Origin of the sequence: Nocardioides sp. YIM 152315 (assembly GCF_029210375.1) — a bacterium.
GTDB lineage: Bacteria > Actinomycetota > Actinomycetes > Propionibacteriales > Nocardioidaceae > Nocardioides.
Map to the genome: position 1 here is coordinate 1 of NZ_JARGER010000038.1, position 11,992 is coordinate 11,992.

The 11,992-nt window shown below is 73.0% G+C and carries 12 protein-coding genes and 1 riboswitch; of the genes, 6 read left to right on the forward strand and 6 right to left on the reverse strand.

Annotated elements, in window-relative coordinates; genetic code table 11:
- Positions 1 to 257: 257 nt before the first annotated feature.
- The gene (locus PZ894_RS14315) at positions 258 to 1,868 is read right to left on the reverse strand and encodes a heme peroxidase family protein (protein ID WP_275745779.1); all 1,611 of its coding nucleotides are present in this window, start codon (positions 1,866 to 1,868) and stop codon (positions 258 to 260) included.
- Between the two features lie 268 nt (positions 1,869 to 2,136).
- Positions 2,137 to 2,200, forward strand: a riboswitch (guanidine-III (ykkC-III) riboswitch).
- Positions 2,201 to 2,211: 11 nt separating this feature from the next.
- Between PZ894_RS14315 and PZ894_RS14320 the strand changes: the two genes are divergently transcribed.
- Positions 2,212 to 2,526 (forward strand): SMR family transporter, encoded by a 315-nt coding sequence (locus PZ894_RS14320; RefSeq protein WP_275745780.1) that lies wholly within the window; start codon positions 2,212 to 2,214, stop codon positions 2,524 to 2,526.
- Positions 2,527 to 2,558: 32 nt separating this feature from the next.
- Here PZ894_RS14320 and PZ894_RS14325 read toward each other — a convergent pair whose 3' ends face one another.
- Genes PZ894_RS14325 through PZ894_RS14335 form a run of 3 tightly spaced genes read right to left on the reverse strand, consistent with a single transcriptional unit; the run spans position 2,559 to position 5,535 of the window.
- Positions 2,559 to 3,773, reverse strand: a complete 1,215-nt coding sequence (locus tag PZ894_RS14325) for an MFS transporter (protein ID WP_275745781.1) — start codon at positions 3,771 to 3,773, stop codon at positions 2,559 to 2,561.
- Positions 3,766 to 4,287, reverse strand: coding sequence for a MarR family winged helix-turn-helix transcriptional regulator (locus tag PZ894_RS14330; RefSeq protein ID WP_275745782.1), 522 nt, complete (start codon positions 4,285 to 4,287; stop codon positions 3,766 to 3,768). Before PZ894_RS14330 ends, PZ894_RS14325 begins: the two co-directional genes overlap by 8 nt.
- Before the next feature lie 39 nt (positions 4,288 to 4,326).
- A complete protein-coding gene (locus PZ894_RS14335) occupies positions 4,327 to 5,535 on the reverse strand; it encodes a helix-turn-helix domain-containing protein (RefSeq protein WP_275745784.1) in 1,209 nt (402 codons plus the stop codon).
- A gap of 152 nt (positions 5,536 to 5,687) precedes the next feature.
- On the opposite strand from PZ894_RS14335, the gene PZ894_RS14340 reads away from it, so the two are divergent.
- From PZ894_RS14340 to PZ894_RS14360, 5 genes are read left to right on the forward strand one after another with little or no spacing between them, the layout of a single operon-like run.
- A complete protein-coding gene (locus tag PZ894_RS14340; RefSeq protein ID WP_275745786.1) occupies positions 5,688 to 6,485 on the forward strand; it encodes an ABC transporter ATP-binding protein in 798 nt (265 codons plus the stop codon).
- Between the two features lies 1 nt (position 6,486).
- On the forward strand, positions 6,487 to 7,194 hold the full coding sequence (locus tag PZ894_RS14345; RefSeq protein ID WP_275745788.1) for an ABC transporter ATP-binding protein: 708 nt from the start codon (positions 6,487 to 6,489) through the stop codon (positions 7,192 to 7,194).
- A gap of 12 nt (positions 7,195 to 7,206) precedes the next feature.
- Complete coding sequence (locus PZ894_RS14350) at positions 7,207 to 8,085, forward strand: branched-chain amino acid ABC transporter permease (protein WP_275745789.1); 879 nt, start codon at positions 7,207 to 7,209, stop codon at positions 8,083 to 8,085.
- Positions 8,082 to 9,140 (forward strand): branched-chain amino acid ABC transporter permease, encoded by a 1,059-nt coding sequence (locus tag PZ894_RS14355; protein ID WP_275745791.1) that lies wholly within the window; start codon positions 8,082 to 8,084, stop codon positions 9,138 to 9,140. Before PZ894_RS14350 ends, PZ894_RS14355 begins: the two co-directional genes overlap by 4 nt.
- Positions 9,137 to 10,495 carry an ABC transporter substrate-binding protein gene (locus tag PZ894_RS14360; RefSeq protein ID WP_275745793.1) on the forward strand — a complete coding sequence of 453 codons (1,359 nt, stop codon included), beginning with the start codon at positions 9,137 to 9,139 and terminating at the stop codon, positions 10,493 to 10,495. The genes PZ894_RS14355 and PZ894_RS14360 overlap by 4 nt, the downstream gene beginning before the upstream one ends.
- A 71-nt stretch (positions 10,496 to 10,566) precedes the next feature.
- Here PZ894_RS14360 and PZ894_RS14365 read toward each other — a convergent pair whose 3' ends face one another.
- Positions 10,567 to 11,166 carry a methyltransferase gene (locus PZ894_RS14365; protein ID WP_275745795.1) on the reverse strand — a complete coding sequence of 200 codons (600 nt, stop codon included), beginning with the start codon at positions 11,164 to 11,166 and terminating at the stop codon, positions 10,567 to 10,569.
- Entirely contained in the window at positions 11,163 to 11,972 is an 810-nt protein-coding gene (truA, locus tag PZ894_RS14370) for a tRNA pseudouridine(38-40) synthase TruA (RefSeq protein ID WP_275745797.1), read from the reverse strand. Before truA ends, PZ894_RS14365 begins: the two co-directional genes overlap by 4 nt.
- Positions 11,973 to 11,992 lie beyond the last annotated feature (20 nt).

Genomic DNA, 11,992 nt, shown 5'->3' on the forward strand with positions numbered 1-11,992 from the left:
CCCCACGCATCGGCGAGCGAAGCCGCCACCCAGCTCGAAACCACCCCAGTCGTGCAGGTCTCGGTGGTTTCGAGACGGGGCTTCGTCCCTCCTCAACCACCGTCACGGTGCGCCCCGGTAGCACCTCGAGCACCTCTCGCCGGCCCCCGGAGTCCGGATCGCCCGAGGCGTCGCCGGCGACGACGAGCCCGGCACCTGGAGGGTGCCGGGCCGCCACCGCGCCAGTCATCGGGGGATTCGGCGCGGCGTGCGTCGGGTCACGCCCCCGGACCACTCCCGGGCGGACCCGCGATCACGTCGAGACCGTGGCCGGAGGCCCTGACCAGGTCGGGCATCGAGAAGGTCGGACCCGTCGACGGCAGGATGGGCCGCCAGGTCGGGTCCAGGCGGTGGTAGGACGACGGGTCGCGCGACAGGATCCCGAGGAAGACCTCGGCGACGATGCGACCGCCGACCGGCCCGAGGTGGTGGCCGTTCGCCCGCACCCGCGCCTCGCGGAGGATGTAGTACCACAGCGGGGCAGGGCCACCGCCGGGCAGCGCGAGCTCGGCGGTCGTGAGGGGCGCGACTCCCATCGCGGCGGCCACGTCCTGACCGGACGGGAGCGCCAACCGCGCACCGCGGGTGAGGTTGCGGTCGATGAGCGACGGCCGGTCGCCGCCGATCTCGACCGGCAGGTTCGCCAGCGGATTGGCCAGCTTCGTGTCGATCAGCCGCGTCATCTGGAGCACGCTGTCGCCGGCGCCGTCGACCTCGAAGAACCGTCGCCACTCGATCGTCCAGAGCGGCGGGAGGATGCGGAACCCACCGAACTGCCGGAGCAGGTTGGCGGGGTCCGACGACGACCCGGGCAGGAACGTCGAGAGGCCCTGGACCAGCGAGTTCAGGGAGTACCGACCGCGGACCTGGGAGTGGCCGAAGCGGTAGGCGGCCACGGCGAACTCCACGGGCAGGTACGGCGCCGCCGACTTCGCGTCGTAGTGCCTCAGGTGCACCCGGGGGACGTCCCCGGTCTCGTCGAGCACCGAGTCGAGCATCTCCTGGCCGACCGTGCGACGGAGGAAGTCGTGGACGACGACCCACTGGTAGTGCCAGCGGACGATGCGCTGGGCGGTCTCGAAGGTGCTCTCGCTGCCCCGGCGCAGGTCGGGCTCCGCGCGTACCTTCTCGACCATCTTGTTGTGGAACTTGAGCATCGTCAGCTGGAGCTGGCCGACGAAGGTGTTCTCGTCGTTGCGGGGGTCGCCGATCAGCGCCGTGTGCTGGGAGTTGCGCGGCAGGTCGTGCTCGTTGTCGTGCTCCCCGATCAGCATCATGCCCTCGAAGCCGGGCCGCTTGTCGTACATGAACGCGTCGTCGGCCGGTCCGCGGCCGTACAGGCTGTCGAGGTCGAATCGGGGCGACCGGAAGTTGGTCAACGCGTCCGGATCGTTCTGGCGGGTCAGGCTCGAGACCGGGTCGAAGGTCAGGTCGTGGTCGATGAACTGGCCCAGGTAGGTGTAGCCGGCCGGGATCGTGGGGTTGCTGAGCGCGGGGTCACCGCCGGCGGCGTCCTCGGTCATGACCGCCGCGATCTCGGCGATCCTCTCCTTCGTCGGGACGTAGGGCGGCAGCCGGAACATCCGGCCGAACCGGCCCTCGAACAGCTGGGAGACCGGCAGGTAGGCCAGGCCGCGCTGCTCGTAGCCGTGTCCTCGGGCCGGGCGGTGGGGTGAGCCGAACCCGCGAGAGGACGCGGCCTGGTTCACCAGCTCCTCGGTCGGTCGACCGTCGACGTCGCGGCGCGCTCCGGGCGCCTTGCGCGTGGTCGTCTTCCGTCTGGTCGTCTTCTTGGCGGCCGTCTTCGCGGCGGCCTTCGTGGGAGCCATGCGTGCTCCTCCGGTAGAACTGGTCGGTGGCGTGGTGCGAGACCCGGCTGCGCTGACAGCGCACCGGGACGTGGCGCGCCGCACCTGGCGCGTCGTCAGGTCTCCCCGTGCGGACAAGGCGGCGCCCGTGCGCGCCCGCGGTTGTCCAGAACGCACCCACTCTTCCCCCGCTCACCCGACGAGGCAATAGTCCGTTCTAGTCAGACAGCCGCCGGCACTCTGTGGATCTCCCGCCGAGTCCGTCGGGGTCGACGGCGCTATTCTCGGGGTGACGGTCGGCGATCGACCGCCGGACGAGGGAGCCGTACCCGGAGCGCGACAAGACGGCCACCGAGGAGTGGTCATGACGTGGCTCGTGCTGGTTCTCTCCGGCGTGCTCGAGGCGGTCTGGGCGATCGCCCTGGCCAGGACCGAGGGGTTCACGCGGCTGGTGCCGTCGCTGGTCTTCGCGGTCGCGATCGTCGCGAGCATGGGCGGGCTGGCGTTCGCGATGCGGACCCTGCCCGTCGGCACGGCGTACGCCGTCTGGGTCGGCATCGGCGCAGCACTGACGGTTGCCTTCGGCATGGCCACCGGCGACGAGGCGGTCAGCACCGTCAAGGTGCTGCTCCTGCTCGGTCTCGTCGGCTGTGTCGTGGGTCTGAAGCTGACCCACTGACGCACCGGGCGGCACCCCGAGCACCGCGCCGCTCAGGCCCGCACGGGGGCAGCCGTGCACTCGTCCGCGTGCGCGTCGAGGACGACGCGGCGGCGATCGTCCGGTGGGCAGAAGGGCAGGGCGAGGCCACTGATCACCGCCGCCCCGGCGAGCGCCAGCGGGTAGCCGCTGCGGTCGATGGCGAGGCCGGCGAGCACCGGCCCGGCGAGGGTGCCGAGCGTCAGGGCCGTGCTCACCGCCGCGAGGCCGGCCGCGGGATGCTCGTCGAAGACCTTGGCGCTCCAGACACCGTGGGCGGCGATGACCGCCGCGTAGAAGCCGCCGAACAGCGCGGCCGCCACGAGCGCGGCGGCGACGTCGGCGGTGGCCACGCCGAGCAGACCCAGCGAGACGGCGAGCAGCACGATCGACCCGAGGTAGCTCGGCCGCAGCCCCAGGCGGTCGAACGCGATCCCGCTCGCCGAGCCCAGCAGCATGGCCGCGCCGCAGACGGCGTACACCACCCGGGCCGGCGTGGCCGCGATCCCGGCGTCCTGCATGGCGTCGACGCTGAAGACCCACCACACGGAGCTGCCCGCGCCCACGAGCACGGCCGAGAGCAGGAGCGGCCGCGAGCGCGGGCAGAGGAACCAGCTGGGGCTCAGCTGCGGCCGGCGCAGCGGTACGTCGTCCTTCGGCGGCGCCAGCCGGGTCGCGGCGACGCCGGCGACCACGGCGATCACCACGAAGCTCGCCCAGGCGACCCGCCACTGGTCGCCGGCGAGGATCGCCACCGGCCCCGCGAGTGCCACGCCCCACCCGGTGCCGGAGCTGATCGTCGACCACACCACCGCGCGGCGCGGCGCGTCGACGTGGCGATCCACGATGTCGGCGTACGGCGGGAAGGCCATCCCGGCCGCGGCGCCGGCGACCAGGACGCCGGCGGCGACCGCCCAGGTGTGGTGGGCGACGGCGATCACCCCCATGCCCGCCGCGGCCGACGCCGCGGCTCCCGCCACCGCCACCCGCGTGCCGAGCCGGGACGCCAGCGGCACCACGGCCGCATTGGCGACCAGGTAGGCGAGGTAGCCGAGTGACGAGATCAGGCCGGCGGTGCCGGGACCGATGCCGAGGTCGGACTTCATGTCGGGCAGCAGCAGACCGTAGCCGTAGCGCGCCAGCCCGAAGGTCACCGCGATCATCGACGTGCCCGGGAGCAGGACGGTCGCGGTGGCGACGACCCGAGTGGTCGCACTGGTGTCAGTCATGGCTGTCCCCCCGGTGCTTGGTGTGGTCCAGCGGGCAGGCTCGTCCCCCGGCGCGACACGCGCCGCGGTCGCAGAGGCGACACGTGCGCATGGCCTCGGGGAAGGCGTCCGTCGACGCCTCGACCATGCGTTCCAAGGCGCGTTCGAGGTGGTCCCGCGCCCGGTCGTCCAGCGGCGCCACGCATGCGGCCAGCACCTCGGCGCGGTCGCGCACCACCCGCCGCGCGAGGGCCTCCCCGTCCGCGGTGAGCCGCAGGCGGCGCTGCCGGGTGTCGCTGCCGGGCGACCGGACCACCCACCCGGCGGCGACCAACCTGTCGACCAGCCTGGTGGACCCCGAGCTCGTGAGCGCCAGCACCTCACCCAGCCACGACACGGTCCGGTCCGGGCGGGCCAGCAGGGTCGTCACGGCGGCCTGGTCGGAGGCGGACAACCCCGCCTCTCGGCCCGCGGCCGTCATCCGGTCGGCGACGGCGAGCGACCAGGCTCCGAGCAGGTTCTCCAGGCGTGGCATCACCCCATGCTGGTTTAATTGCCTGACGCAGTCAAATAATTATCCGGGCGCGGCCAGCAGGCCCAGGCTCAGCAACAGCTTGTCCCGTGGGTCGGAGAGCGAGCGGCCGGTGAGCTCCTCGATCTGCTTCGCGCGGTAGATGACCGTGTTGCGGTGGCAGTAGAGCGCCTCGGCCGCGTGCTTGGCGGAGCCGTCGTGTTCGAGCAGGGCGGCGAGGGTCTGCCGGAGGGTGTCGGCGACGTGCGCCGGCTGGGCGAGGATCGGCGCGACGGTCTCGCGGACGAGCAGCGCGGCGACCTCGGGATGTCCGGCGAGCAAGACCTCGGGCAGGCGCTGGCTGACGGCGGCCACGGCGGGAGAGCCGATCGGGAGGGTGTCGGTGGCGCGGGCGGCGAGCTGGAAGGCGGTGGCGAAACCGGCCACGCCGTCGGGCGACGAGGCGACCGCGGCGCGGCCCGTGGCGAACGGCGCCAGCAGCGCGACCAGGTCGGCGTCGCGCGGGAGGTGGTCGCCGGCGAGCAGGCCGAAGTAGAGGCCGCCGCGGACGTGCCAGTGGGAAATGAGCCCGTGCCGCTCGAGGCGGTCGGTCGGAGCGATCAGCGGTTCGTCGAGCGAGCCGTCGTACGGCGCGACCACGCACGCGACCGCCATCTCGGAGCCGATGCCGAGCACCTCGCGGGCCTCGGTCGCGAAGTCCGGGTTGGCACCACGACCCTCGGCCAGCGCGTCGAGCGTGCTCTGCTGCCGGTGCAGGTCGCGGCGGTGGAGGCGGACGCTCTCGCGCCGGTAGGCCTCGATGAAGACGGCGTTCTGCACGTCGAGGGCCGACCACACCTGCTGCCCGGCGACGAGCAGGACCTGCTCCTCGACGTTGTCGCGCGCCCCCTGGGCGAGCAGCGCCTCCCACAGCACGCGGGTGCCGAGTGTGTAGGCGTTGAGGACGAGCTCCATCGGGATGCCCTGGCGGGCGCGCCTGCGTCCGGTCTCGCGCCACAGCTCCGCGGTCAGGTGGGTGGCGTTGGCGACGCCGGCCATCGCCTCGATGCCACGCCGGATGTGCTCGCGGGTGCTGGCCCGCACGTCGACCTGGAACTCCGGCCCCGTGCGCTCGTAGAACTCCGCGTCCTTCTCCAGCAGCGACAGGCAGATGTCGTCGGCGACGGCGTCGGCCTGCCCGAGCACGGACATCCACGCCTCCGCGACCTGGGCCTCGAGCGCAGGCGTCACCTCCCCGGCGAACGGACGCATGCACGCACCTTCGCACCCGGAGCACAAAATGCGCCACCACCCGGGGCAGTGCGTGGCGCTCCGCCCGACAGTCACTGTGCCCGGCGCCCAATGCGCATCCTGTGCGCTCGGACCAAGGTGGTCCCCGTCACAGTCCGGGCGTAGGAGGTGCGATGGAGGAGCCGGCCGGCTTCACCATGCGGGACGTGACCGTCACCTTCGGCGGTCTGACCGCGCTCTCCGAGGTCTCGCTGACCGCGCGGCCGCGGCAGGTGCTCGGCGTGATCGGACCCAACGGCGCCGGCAAGACCACCCTCTTCAACGTCGCGTGCGGCTTCGTCACCCCCGACTCCGGCGCCCTCACCTGGCGCGGGCGGCAGCTGCAGCGTCTGCGCCCCCACGACCTCGCCGGTCTCGGCATCGCGCGCACCCTGCAGGGCCTGGGGCTCTTCGACCGGATGACCGTGCTCGACAACGTGCTGGTCGGTGCCGACCACATCGGCCGCGCGGGCTTCTGGTCCGGCCTGCTCGGCGCGCCCCGCGCTACCCGCGACGAGGCACGGCTGCGCGAGCGCGCGCTCGCCGCGCTCGACGAGCTCGGCGTCGCGGCGTACGCCGACCGCTCCCCCGCCAGCCTCCCGTACGCCCTGCGCAAGAAGGTCTCCCTGGCCCGCGCGCTGGTCGCCGAGCCGGCGCTGCTACTCCTGGACGAGCCGGCCAGCGGGCTCTCCGACGAGGAGATGGCCGACCTCGGCGAGCGGCTGCGCGGGCTCACCGACCGGATGGCCGTGATGCTCGTGGAGCACCACATGGACCTGGTGATGTCGGTCTGCGACGACCTCGTCGTGCTCGACTTCGGCCGGGTGATCGCGACCGGCAGCCCGGCCGACGTCCGCGACGACCCGGCTGTGCGCGCCGCCTACCTGGGCGAGGCGGTCGAGGCCGAGCCCTCCCGGGGCAAGGGCGCCTGACGTGCTCGAGGTCCGCGAGCTCTCGGCGTCGTACGGCGCGGTGCGGGCGCTGCGCGAGGTCACCTTCACCGCGCCCACGGGCGAGGTGACCGCGGTCCTCGGCGCCAACGGGGCGGGCAAGACGACGCTGCTGCGCACGATCACCGGGCTCGTGAAGGCGCAGTCCGGCGGCGCGACGTACGACGGGCGCGAGCTGACCCGCACCGCGCCCGAGCTGATGCCCGGCCTGGGCATCGCGCACGTGCCCGAGGGCCGAGGCGTGATCACCGAGCTCACCGTCGAGGAGAACCTCCGCCTCGGCGGGCTCGGCCGACGCCGCGGCCGGGTCCGCGCCGAGGAGCTGGAGCGCGTCTACGACCTCTTCCCCGCCCTCGCCGACCGGCGCAACGCCCTCGCCCACACGCTGTCCGGCGGCGAGCGCCAGATGCTCGTGCTCGGCCGCGCGCTGATGGCGGACCCCAAGGTGCTGCTCCTGGACGAGCCGTCGCTCGGCCTCGCGCCGCGCATTGTCGCGCAGCTCTTCGAGCTCGTGCAGTCGCTGGTCGTCGGCCACGGCCTCACCGTGGTGCTCGTCGAGCAGAACGCCCGCAGCGCCCTGTCCATCGCCCACCGTGGCGTCGTCCTCAGCCTCGGCGAGGTCGTCGTCGACGAGCGCGCCGACGTGCTGGCCGGCGACGACCAGCTCCGCCACGCCTACCTCGGCTTCTGACGGGAGGAGACCGTGCAGCAGTTCGTCAACACCGTCCTCGGCGGCCTGACGCTCGGCATGGTGTACGCCGCATTCGCCCTCGCCCTGGTGCTGATCTGGCGCTCCACGCGCATCGTCAACTTCGCCCAGGCGCCGATGGCGATGGTCACGACGTTCATCGCCCTCCAGATCATCGAGGCGGGCCACTCCTACTGGCTCGGCTTCGCCGCCGCTCTCCTCGCCGGTCTCGTGCTCGGTGCCGTCGTCGAGCGGGTGCTCATCCGGCCGGTCGAGGGCAAGGCCGAGATCAACGCCGTCATCCTCACCCTCGGCCTCTTCATCGTGATCCACGCGCTCGCGGCGGTGATCTTCGGCAACCGCTACCGGTCCTTCCCGGCGGCCTTCGGCATCCGCGGCATCGAGGTCGGCGACACGACCATCGCCCTGACCGGCTTCGGGATCTTCACGATCGTCGCGGTGCTCGTGGTCATGGGCCTGCTGGTGCTGCTCTTCCGCTTCACCGACGTGGGCCTGCGGATGCGCGCCGCGGCGTTCAACCAGGAGGTCGCCCGGCTGCTCGGCGTGCGCGTCGGCCGGATGCTCACCCTCGGCTGGGCGCTGGCGTCCCTCGTCGGGTCGCTGGCCGGTCTCCTCATCGCCGGCGGCAGCCTCGTGCACCCGGGCTACATGGACAGCGTCGTGGTCTACGGCTTCGTCGCGGCCGTCCTCGGCGGTCTCGACAGCCCGGGCGGCGCCGTCGTCGGCGGGCTGCTGCTCGGCCTGTCGCTGAGCCTGGTCTCCGGGTACGTCGGGTCGCAGCTGGTCGCCCTCGCGGCGCTCGCCATCCTGATGGTGGTGCTGCTGCTGCGACCGCAGGGCCTCTTCGCCCAGGGCAGGGAGCGACGCGTATGACCCGGGCCCTGAGTCGTGCCGGCGCGGTGCTGCGCAGCCACCTCGTCCTCGCCGTCCTCGGCGTGGTCGTCATCGTCGCCGTGCTCACCGCCGTCGGGGACTTCCGGGCCGTCCAGCTCACCCAGATGGCCTACCTCGGCATCGCCGCCGGCGGCCTCACGGTCCTCACCGGCCTCAACGGCCAGATCTCGCTCGGCCACGGAGCCCTGATGGCGGTCGGGGCCTACACCACCGCGCTGCTGCTGCAGGACGACGAGCCGATGCTCCCGCTGCTCGGCGTGCTCGTGGCCGCCACGCTGGTGACGCTCGTCGTCGGCGCGGCCATCGGTGTCGCCGCCGCCCGCCTGCACGGCCCCTACCTCGCCGGCGCGACCCTCGCCCTGGCCGTGGCGGTCCCGGGCATCGCGCTCTACTTCGGCGACACCCTGGGCGGCGAGCAGGGGCTGCGCGTCCGCGTGCCCGACGCGCCCGACTGGGTGCTCGACCTCGCGTTCTTCGTGACGGGGCAGGACCTCACGCCGAGCAAGTACGTCGCCTACCTCGGCTGGTTCACGCTGGTCGTCGCGTACGTCGGGCTCGCCAACCTCTCCCGCAGCCGCGTCGGCCGCCGGTGGCGCGCCGTACGCGACGACGAGGTCGCGGCCGAGGTCGCCGGCATCGGCCTGGGCCGGGCCCGCGTGTCGGCGTTCGTCGTCAGCGCGGCCGCGGCGGGCGCCGCCGGCTTCGTGATGGCGGTGTCGGTGCGGCTGGCCGCACCGAGCGGCTTCTCCCTCACCCTCAGCCTGACCCTGCTGACGGCCGTGGTGCTCGGCGGCCTCGGCACCCTCACCGGCGCGCTCGCCGGCGCGGCGCTGCTCACCTTCCTCCCCGACGTCATCACCGACGCGGGCGTCTCCGCCGGTCTCGACGACATCCGCGCCGCCGAGCTCGCACCGCTCCTCTACGGGCTCGTCATGGTCGCGGTCATCCTGCTCGCCCCCTCCGGTCTCGTCGGCAGCCTGCGCACCGCCTGGCACCGGCTCGGCCACACCACCTCGAAGGGAGAACCGTCATGAACGCTCTACACCGCACGGGGCGGAGGAGGCTGGCCGGCGCGGCCAGCATCCTCACCTCGCTGGTCCTCGTCGCCGCGTGCGGCGCCGGGGGGCGGGACGAGGACGACGGGGACGGTGGCGGCGGCGCGTCCGACGTCGGCGTCACCGAGGACTCGATCAGGGTCGGCGGCACCTTCCCGCTGACCGGCGTGGCCGCCCCCGGCTACAGCGAGATCCCGACCGGCGCCCAGGCCTACTTCGACTGGGTCAACGCGGACGGCGGCGTCAACGGCCGCACGATCGACTTCGAGGTCAAGGACGACGGCTACGACCCCACCAAGACCAGCAGCCTCACCAACGAGCTGGTCCTCAAGGACGAGGTCTTCGCGACGGTCGGCTCGCTCGGGACGCCCACCCACAGCGCCGTCGTCGACTTCCTCAACGACGAGGAGGTGCCCGACCTCTTCGTGTCCTCGGGCTCGCTCGGCTGGGGCGACAACCCCGAGGAGCGGCCGATGACCTTCGGCTGGCAGCCCGACTACGAGATCGAGGGCAAGATCATCGGTCAGTACGTCGCCGACAACATGCCCGACGCCAAGGTCGGCCTCTTCCTCCAGGACGACGACTTCGGCGCGGACGCGGAGAAGGGCGTGCGGCAGTTCCTCGACGAGCAGGTCGTCGAGGTCCAGCGCTACACCTCCGGCAACACCGACGTCGGCCCGCAGATCGCGGCGCTCCAGGCGAGCAAGCCCGACATCGTGCTGGCGTTCACGACCCCGTCGTACACCGCGCTCGCCCAGCTGGTCTCGCTCAAGCTCGGCTTCAAGCCGCAGTGGTACGTCTCCAACGTCGGCTCCGACCCCGCACTCGTCGGCTCCCTGCTGGAGCAGTTCTCCGAGGGCGCGGTGGCCGGCAACGCGTCGGCGCTCAACGGGATCATGTCGTCGGAGTACATCCCCGGCGTCGACGCGCCCGACAACCCGTGGGTCCAGCTCTGGCAGCAGGTCTGGGACGAGCACGGCACCAAGGGCGAGCTGACCAACTACCGGATCTACGGGATGTCCTGGGCCTACACGTTCGTTCAGGCGCTGCAGGCCGCCGGCGAGGACCTGACCCGCGAGGGTCTCGTCGACGCCCTCGAGCAAGCGGGTGGCGACTTCGAGGGACCCAACTACGCGCCGTACCGCTACAGCGAGGACAGCCACCTCGGCATCTCCGGCCTGCAGCTGGTGGAGCTGAAGGACGGCAAGGGCGAGCCGCTCAGCGAGGTCCTCACCACCGACATCGGCGACGCCGAGATCACCGAGGACGACTCCGGCCAGTTCGACGACGCCCCGCCGGAGGGCGGCATCCCGGACGTCGAGGCGAACGACTAGCAGCGTCGCCCCCGGGACGTCATACGGACGGAGCATCCGCGTGCTCGCGCCGTATGACGTCCCGCGGGCGCCTACGGCACACGTCGCGCCTCGAGGACGCGGAAGCCCTTCGAGCTCGCGAGGCGCGACGTCGGCCAGCCCTGCTCGCCCAGCCAGCGCTGCAGCGAGTCGGCGCCGAGGTTCTTGCCGACCACCATCACCGCGCGGCCGCCGGGGGCGAGCCTGGGCAGCCAGGTGAGCAGCAGGTCGTGGAGCGCCTGCTTGCCGATCCGGATGGGCGGGTTCGACCAGATCTCGTCGTAGACCTCGCCGGTCGGCACCTGCTCGGGGCGGCAGGCGACGAGGCGTCCGGCCACGCCGAGGGCGCGGGCGTTCTCGTTGGCGAGCGCGATCGCCCGCTCGTTGACGTCGACGGCCGTGACGGAGGCCAGGGGCACGGCGGACGCGATCGCCAGACCGATCACGCCGTAGCCGCAGCCCAGGTCGAGGAAGCGGCCCTGCACCGGCGGCTCGGTCTCGCGGAGGAGCACCGCCGTCGCGTGGTCGAGGTGGCCGCGGGAGAAGACGCCGGCCCCGCTGACCAGGCTGAGGTCGTGGCCCCACACCGAGCACGTGAAGGTCTCGCGCTCGAAGGGCACCGAAGGGTCGGCACTGAAGTAGTGGTCGCTCACCGGTCGACCTCCTCCACCCGTCGCCGCGCCATCGTCGTCCGCACCCGCGCGGCCAGCTCGTCGTCGGCCGGGTAGCCGACCTCCTCCAGGGTCAGCCCGTGGGCCTGCACGACCGGCACCGACGGGCTCCGCACGGCCGCGCGCAGGACCTCGTCGGCCCAGTCGGCGGGCTTGCGGCCCTCGCCGATCACGATCAGGCATCCGACCAGCGCGCGCACCATGCTGTGGCAGAACGCGTCGGCGACGACCGTCCCGACCAGCACTCCGGCCTCGTCACGCGCCCACGACAGCCGCTCCAGCGTGCGGATCGTCGTCGCGCCCTCGCGCTGCTTGCAGAACGCCGCGAAGTCGTGGCGTCCCACCAGCAGCACGGCCGCGGCGTTCATGGCGCGCTCGTCGAGCGGTCGCGGCCACGCGAGCACGTGCTGCCTGGCGAGGGGATCCACCGCGCCGGGTGCGTCGGCGATCCGGTAGGCGTAGCGCCGCCAGAGCGCGCCGAAGCGCGCGTCGAACCCGGGCGGCGCCTCGGCGGCACGGCGTACGCGCACGTCGGCCGGGAGCACGCCGTTGAGCCGCCGCACCAGCGAGTCGAGCGCGGGCGGATCGTCGAGGTCGGCGTGCACGACCTGGCCGCGCGCGTGCACGCCGGCGTCGGTGCGGCCGGCGCAGACCACGTCGACCGAGGCCACCCGCAGCACGGTCGCCAGCGCCGTCGTCAGCTCGCCCTGCACGGTCCGCAGCCGCGGCTGGGCAGCCCAGCCGTGGAACTCGGTGCCGTCGTAGGCGAGGTCGAGGCGGAGGCGCACGACAGGCAATCCTATTGCGA

Excerpts from the sequence above, each read along its gene's own strand:
- PZ894_RS14315 (WP_275745779.1), bottom strand. The coding sequence starts at position 1,868 with ATGGCTCCCACGAAGGCCGCCGCGAAGACGGCCGCCAAGAAGACGACC.
- PZ894_RS14320 (WP_275745780.1), top strand. The coding sequence starts at position 2,212 with ATGACGTGGCTCGTGCTGGTTCTCTCCGGCGTGCTCGAGGCGGTCTGG.
- PZ894_RS14325 (WP_275745781.1), bottom strand. The coding sequence starts at position 3,773 with ATGACTGACACCAGTGCGACCACTCGGGTCGTCGCCACCGCGACCGTC.
- PZ894_RS14330 (WP_275745782.1), bottom strand. The coding sequence starts at position 4,287 with ATGCCACGCCTGGAGAACCTGCTCGGAGCCTGGTCGCTCGCCGTCGCC.
- PZ894_RS14335 (WP_275745784.1), bottom strand. The coding sequence starts at position 5,535 with ATGCGTCCGTTCGCCGGGGAGGTGACGCCTGCGCTCGAGGCCCAGGTC.
- PZ894_RS14340 (WP_275745786.1), top strand. The coding sequence starts at position 5,688 with ATGGAGGAGCCGGCCGGCTTCACCATGCGGGACGTGACCGTCACCTTC.
- PZ894_RS14355 (WP_275745791.1), top strand. The coding sequence starts at position 8,082 with ATGACCCGGGCCCTGAGTCGTGCCGGCGCGGTGCTGCGCAGCCACCTC.
- PZ894_RS14360 (WP_275745793.1), top strand. The coding sequence starts at position 9,137 with ATGAACGCTCTACACCGCACGGGGCGGAGGAGGCTGGCCGGCGCGGCC.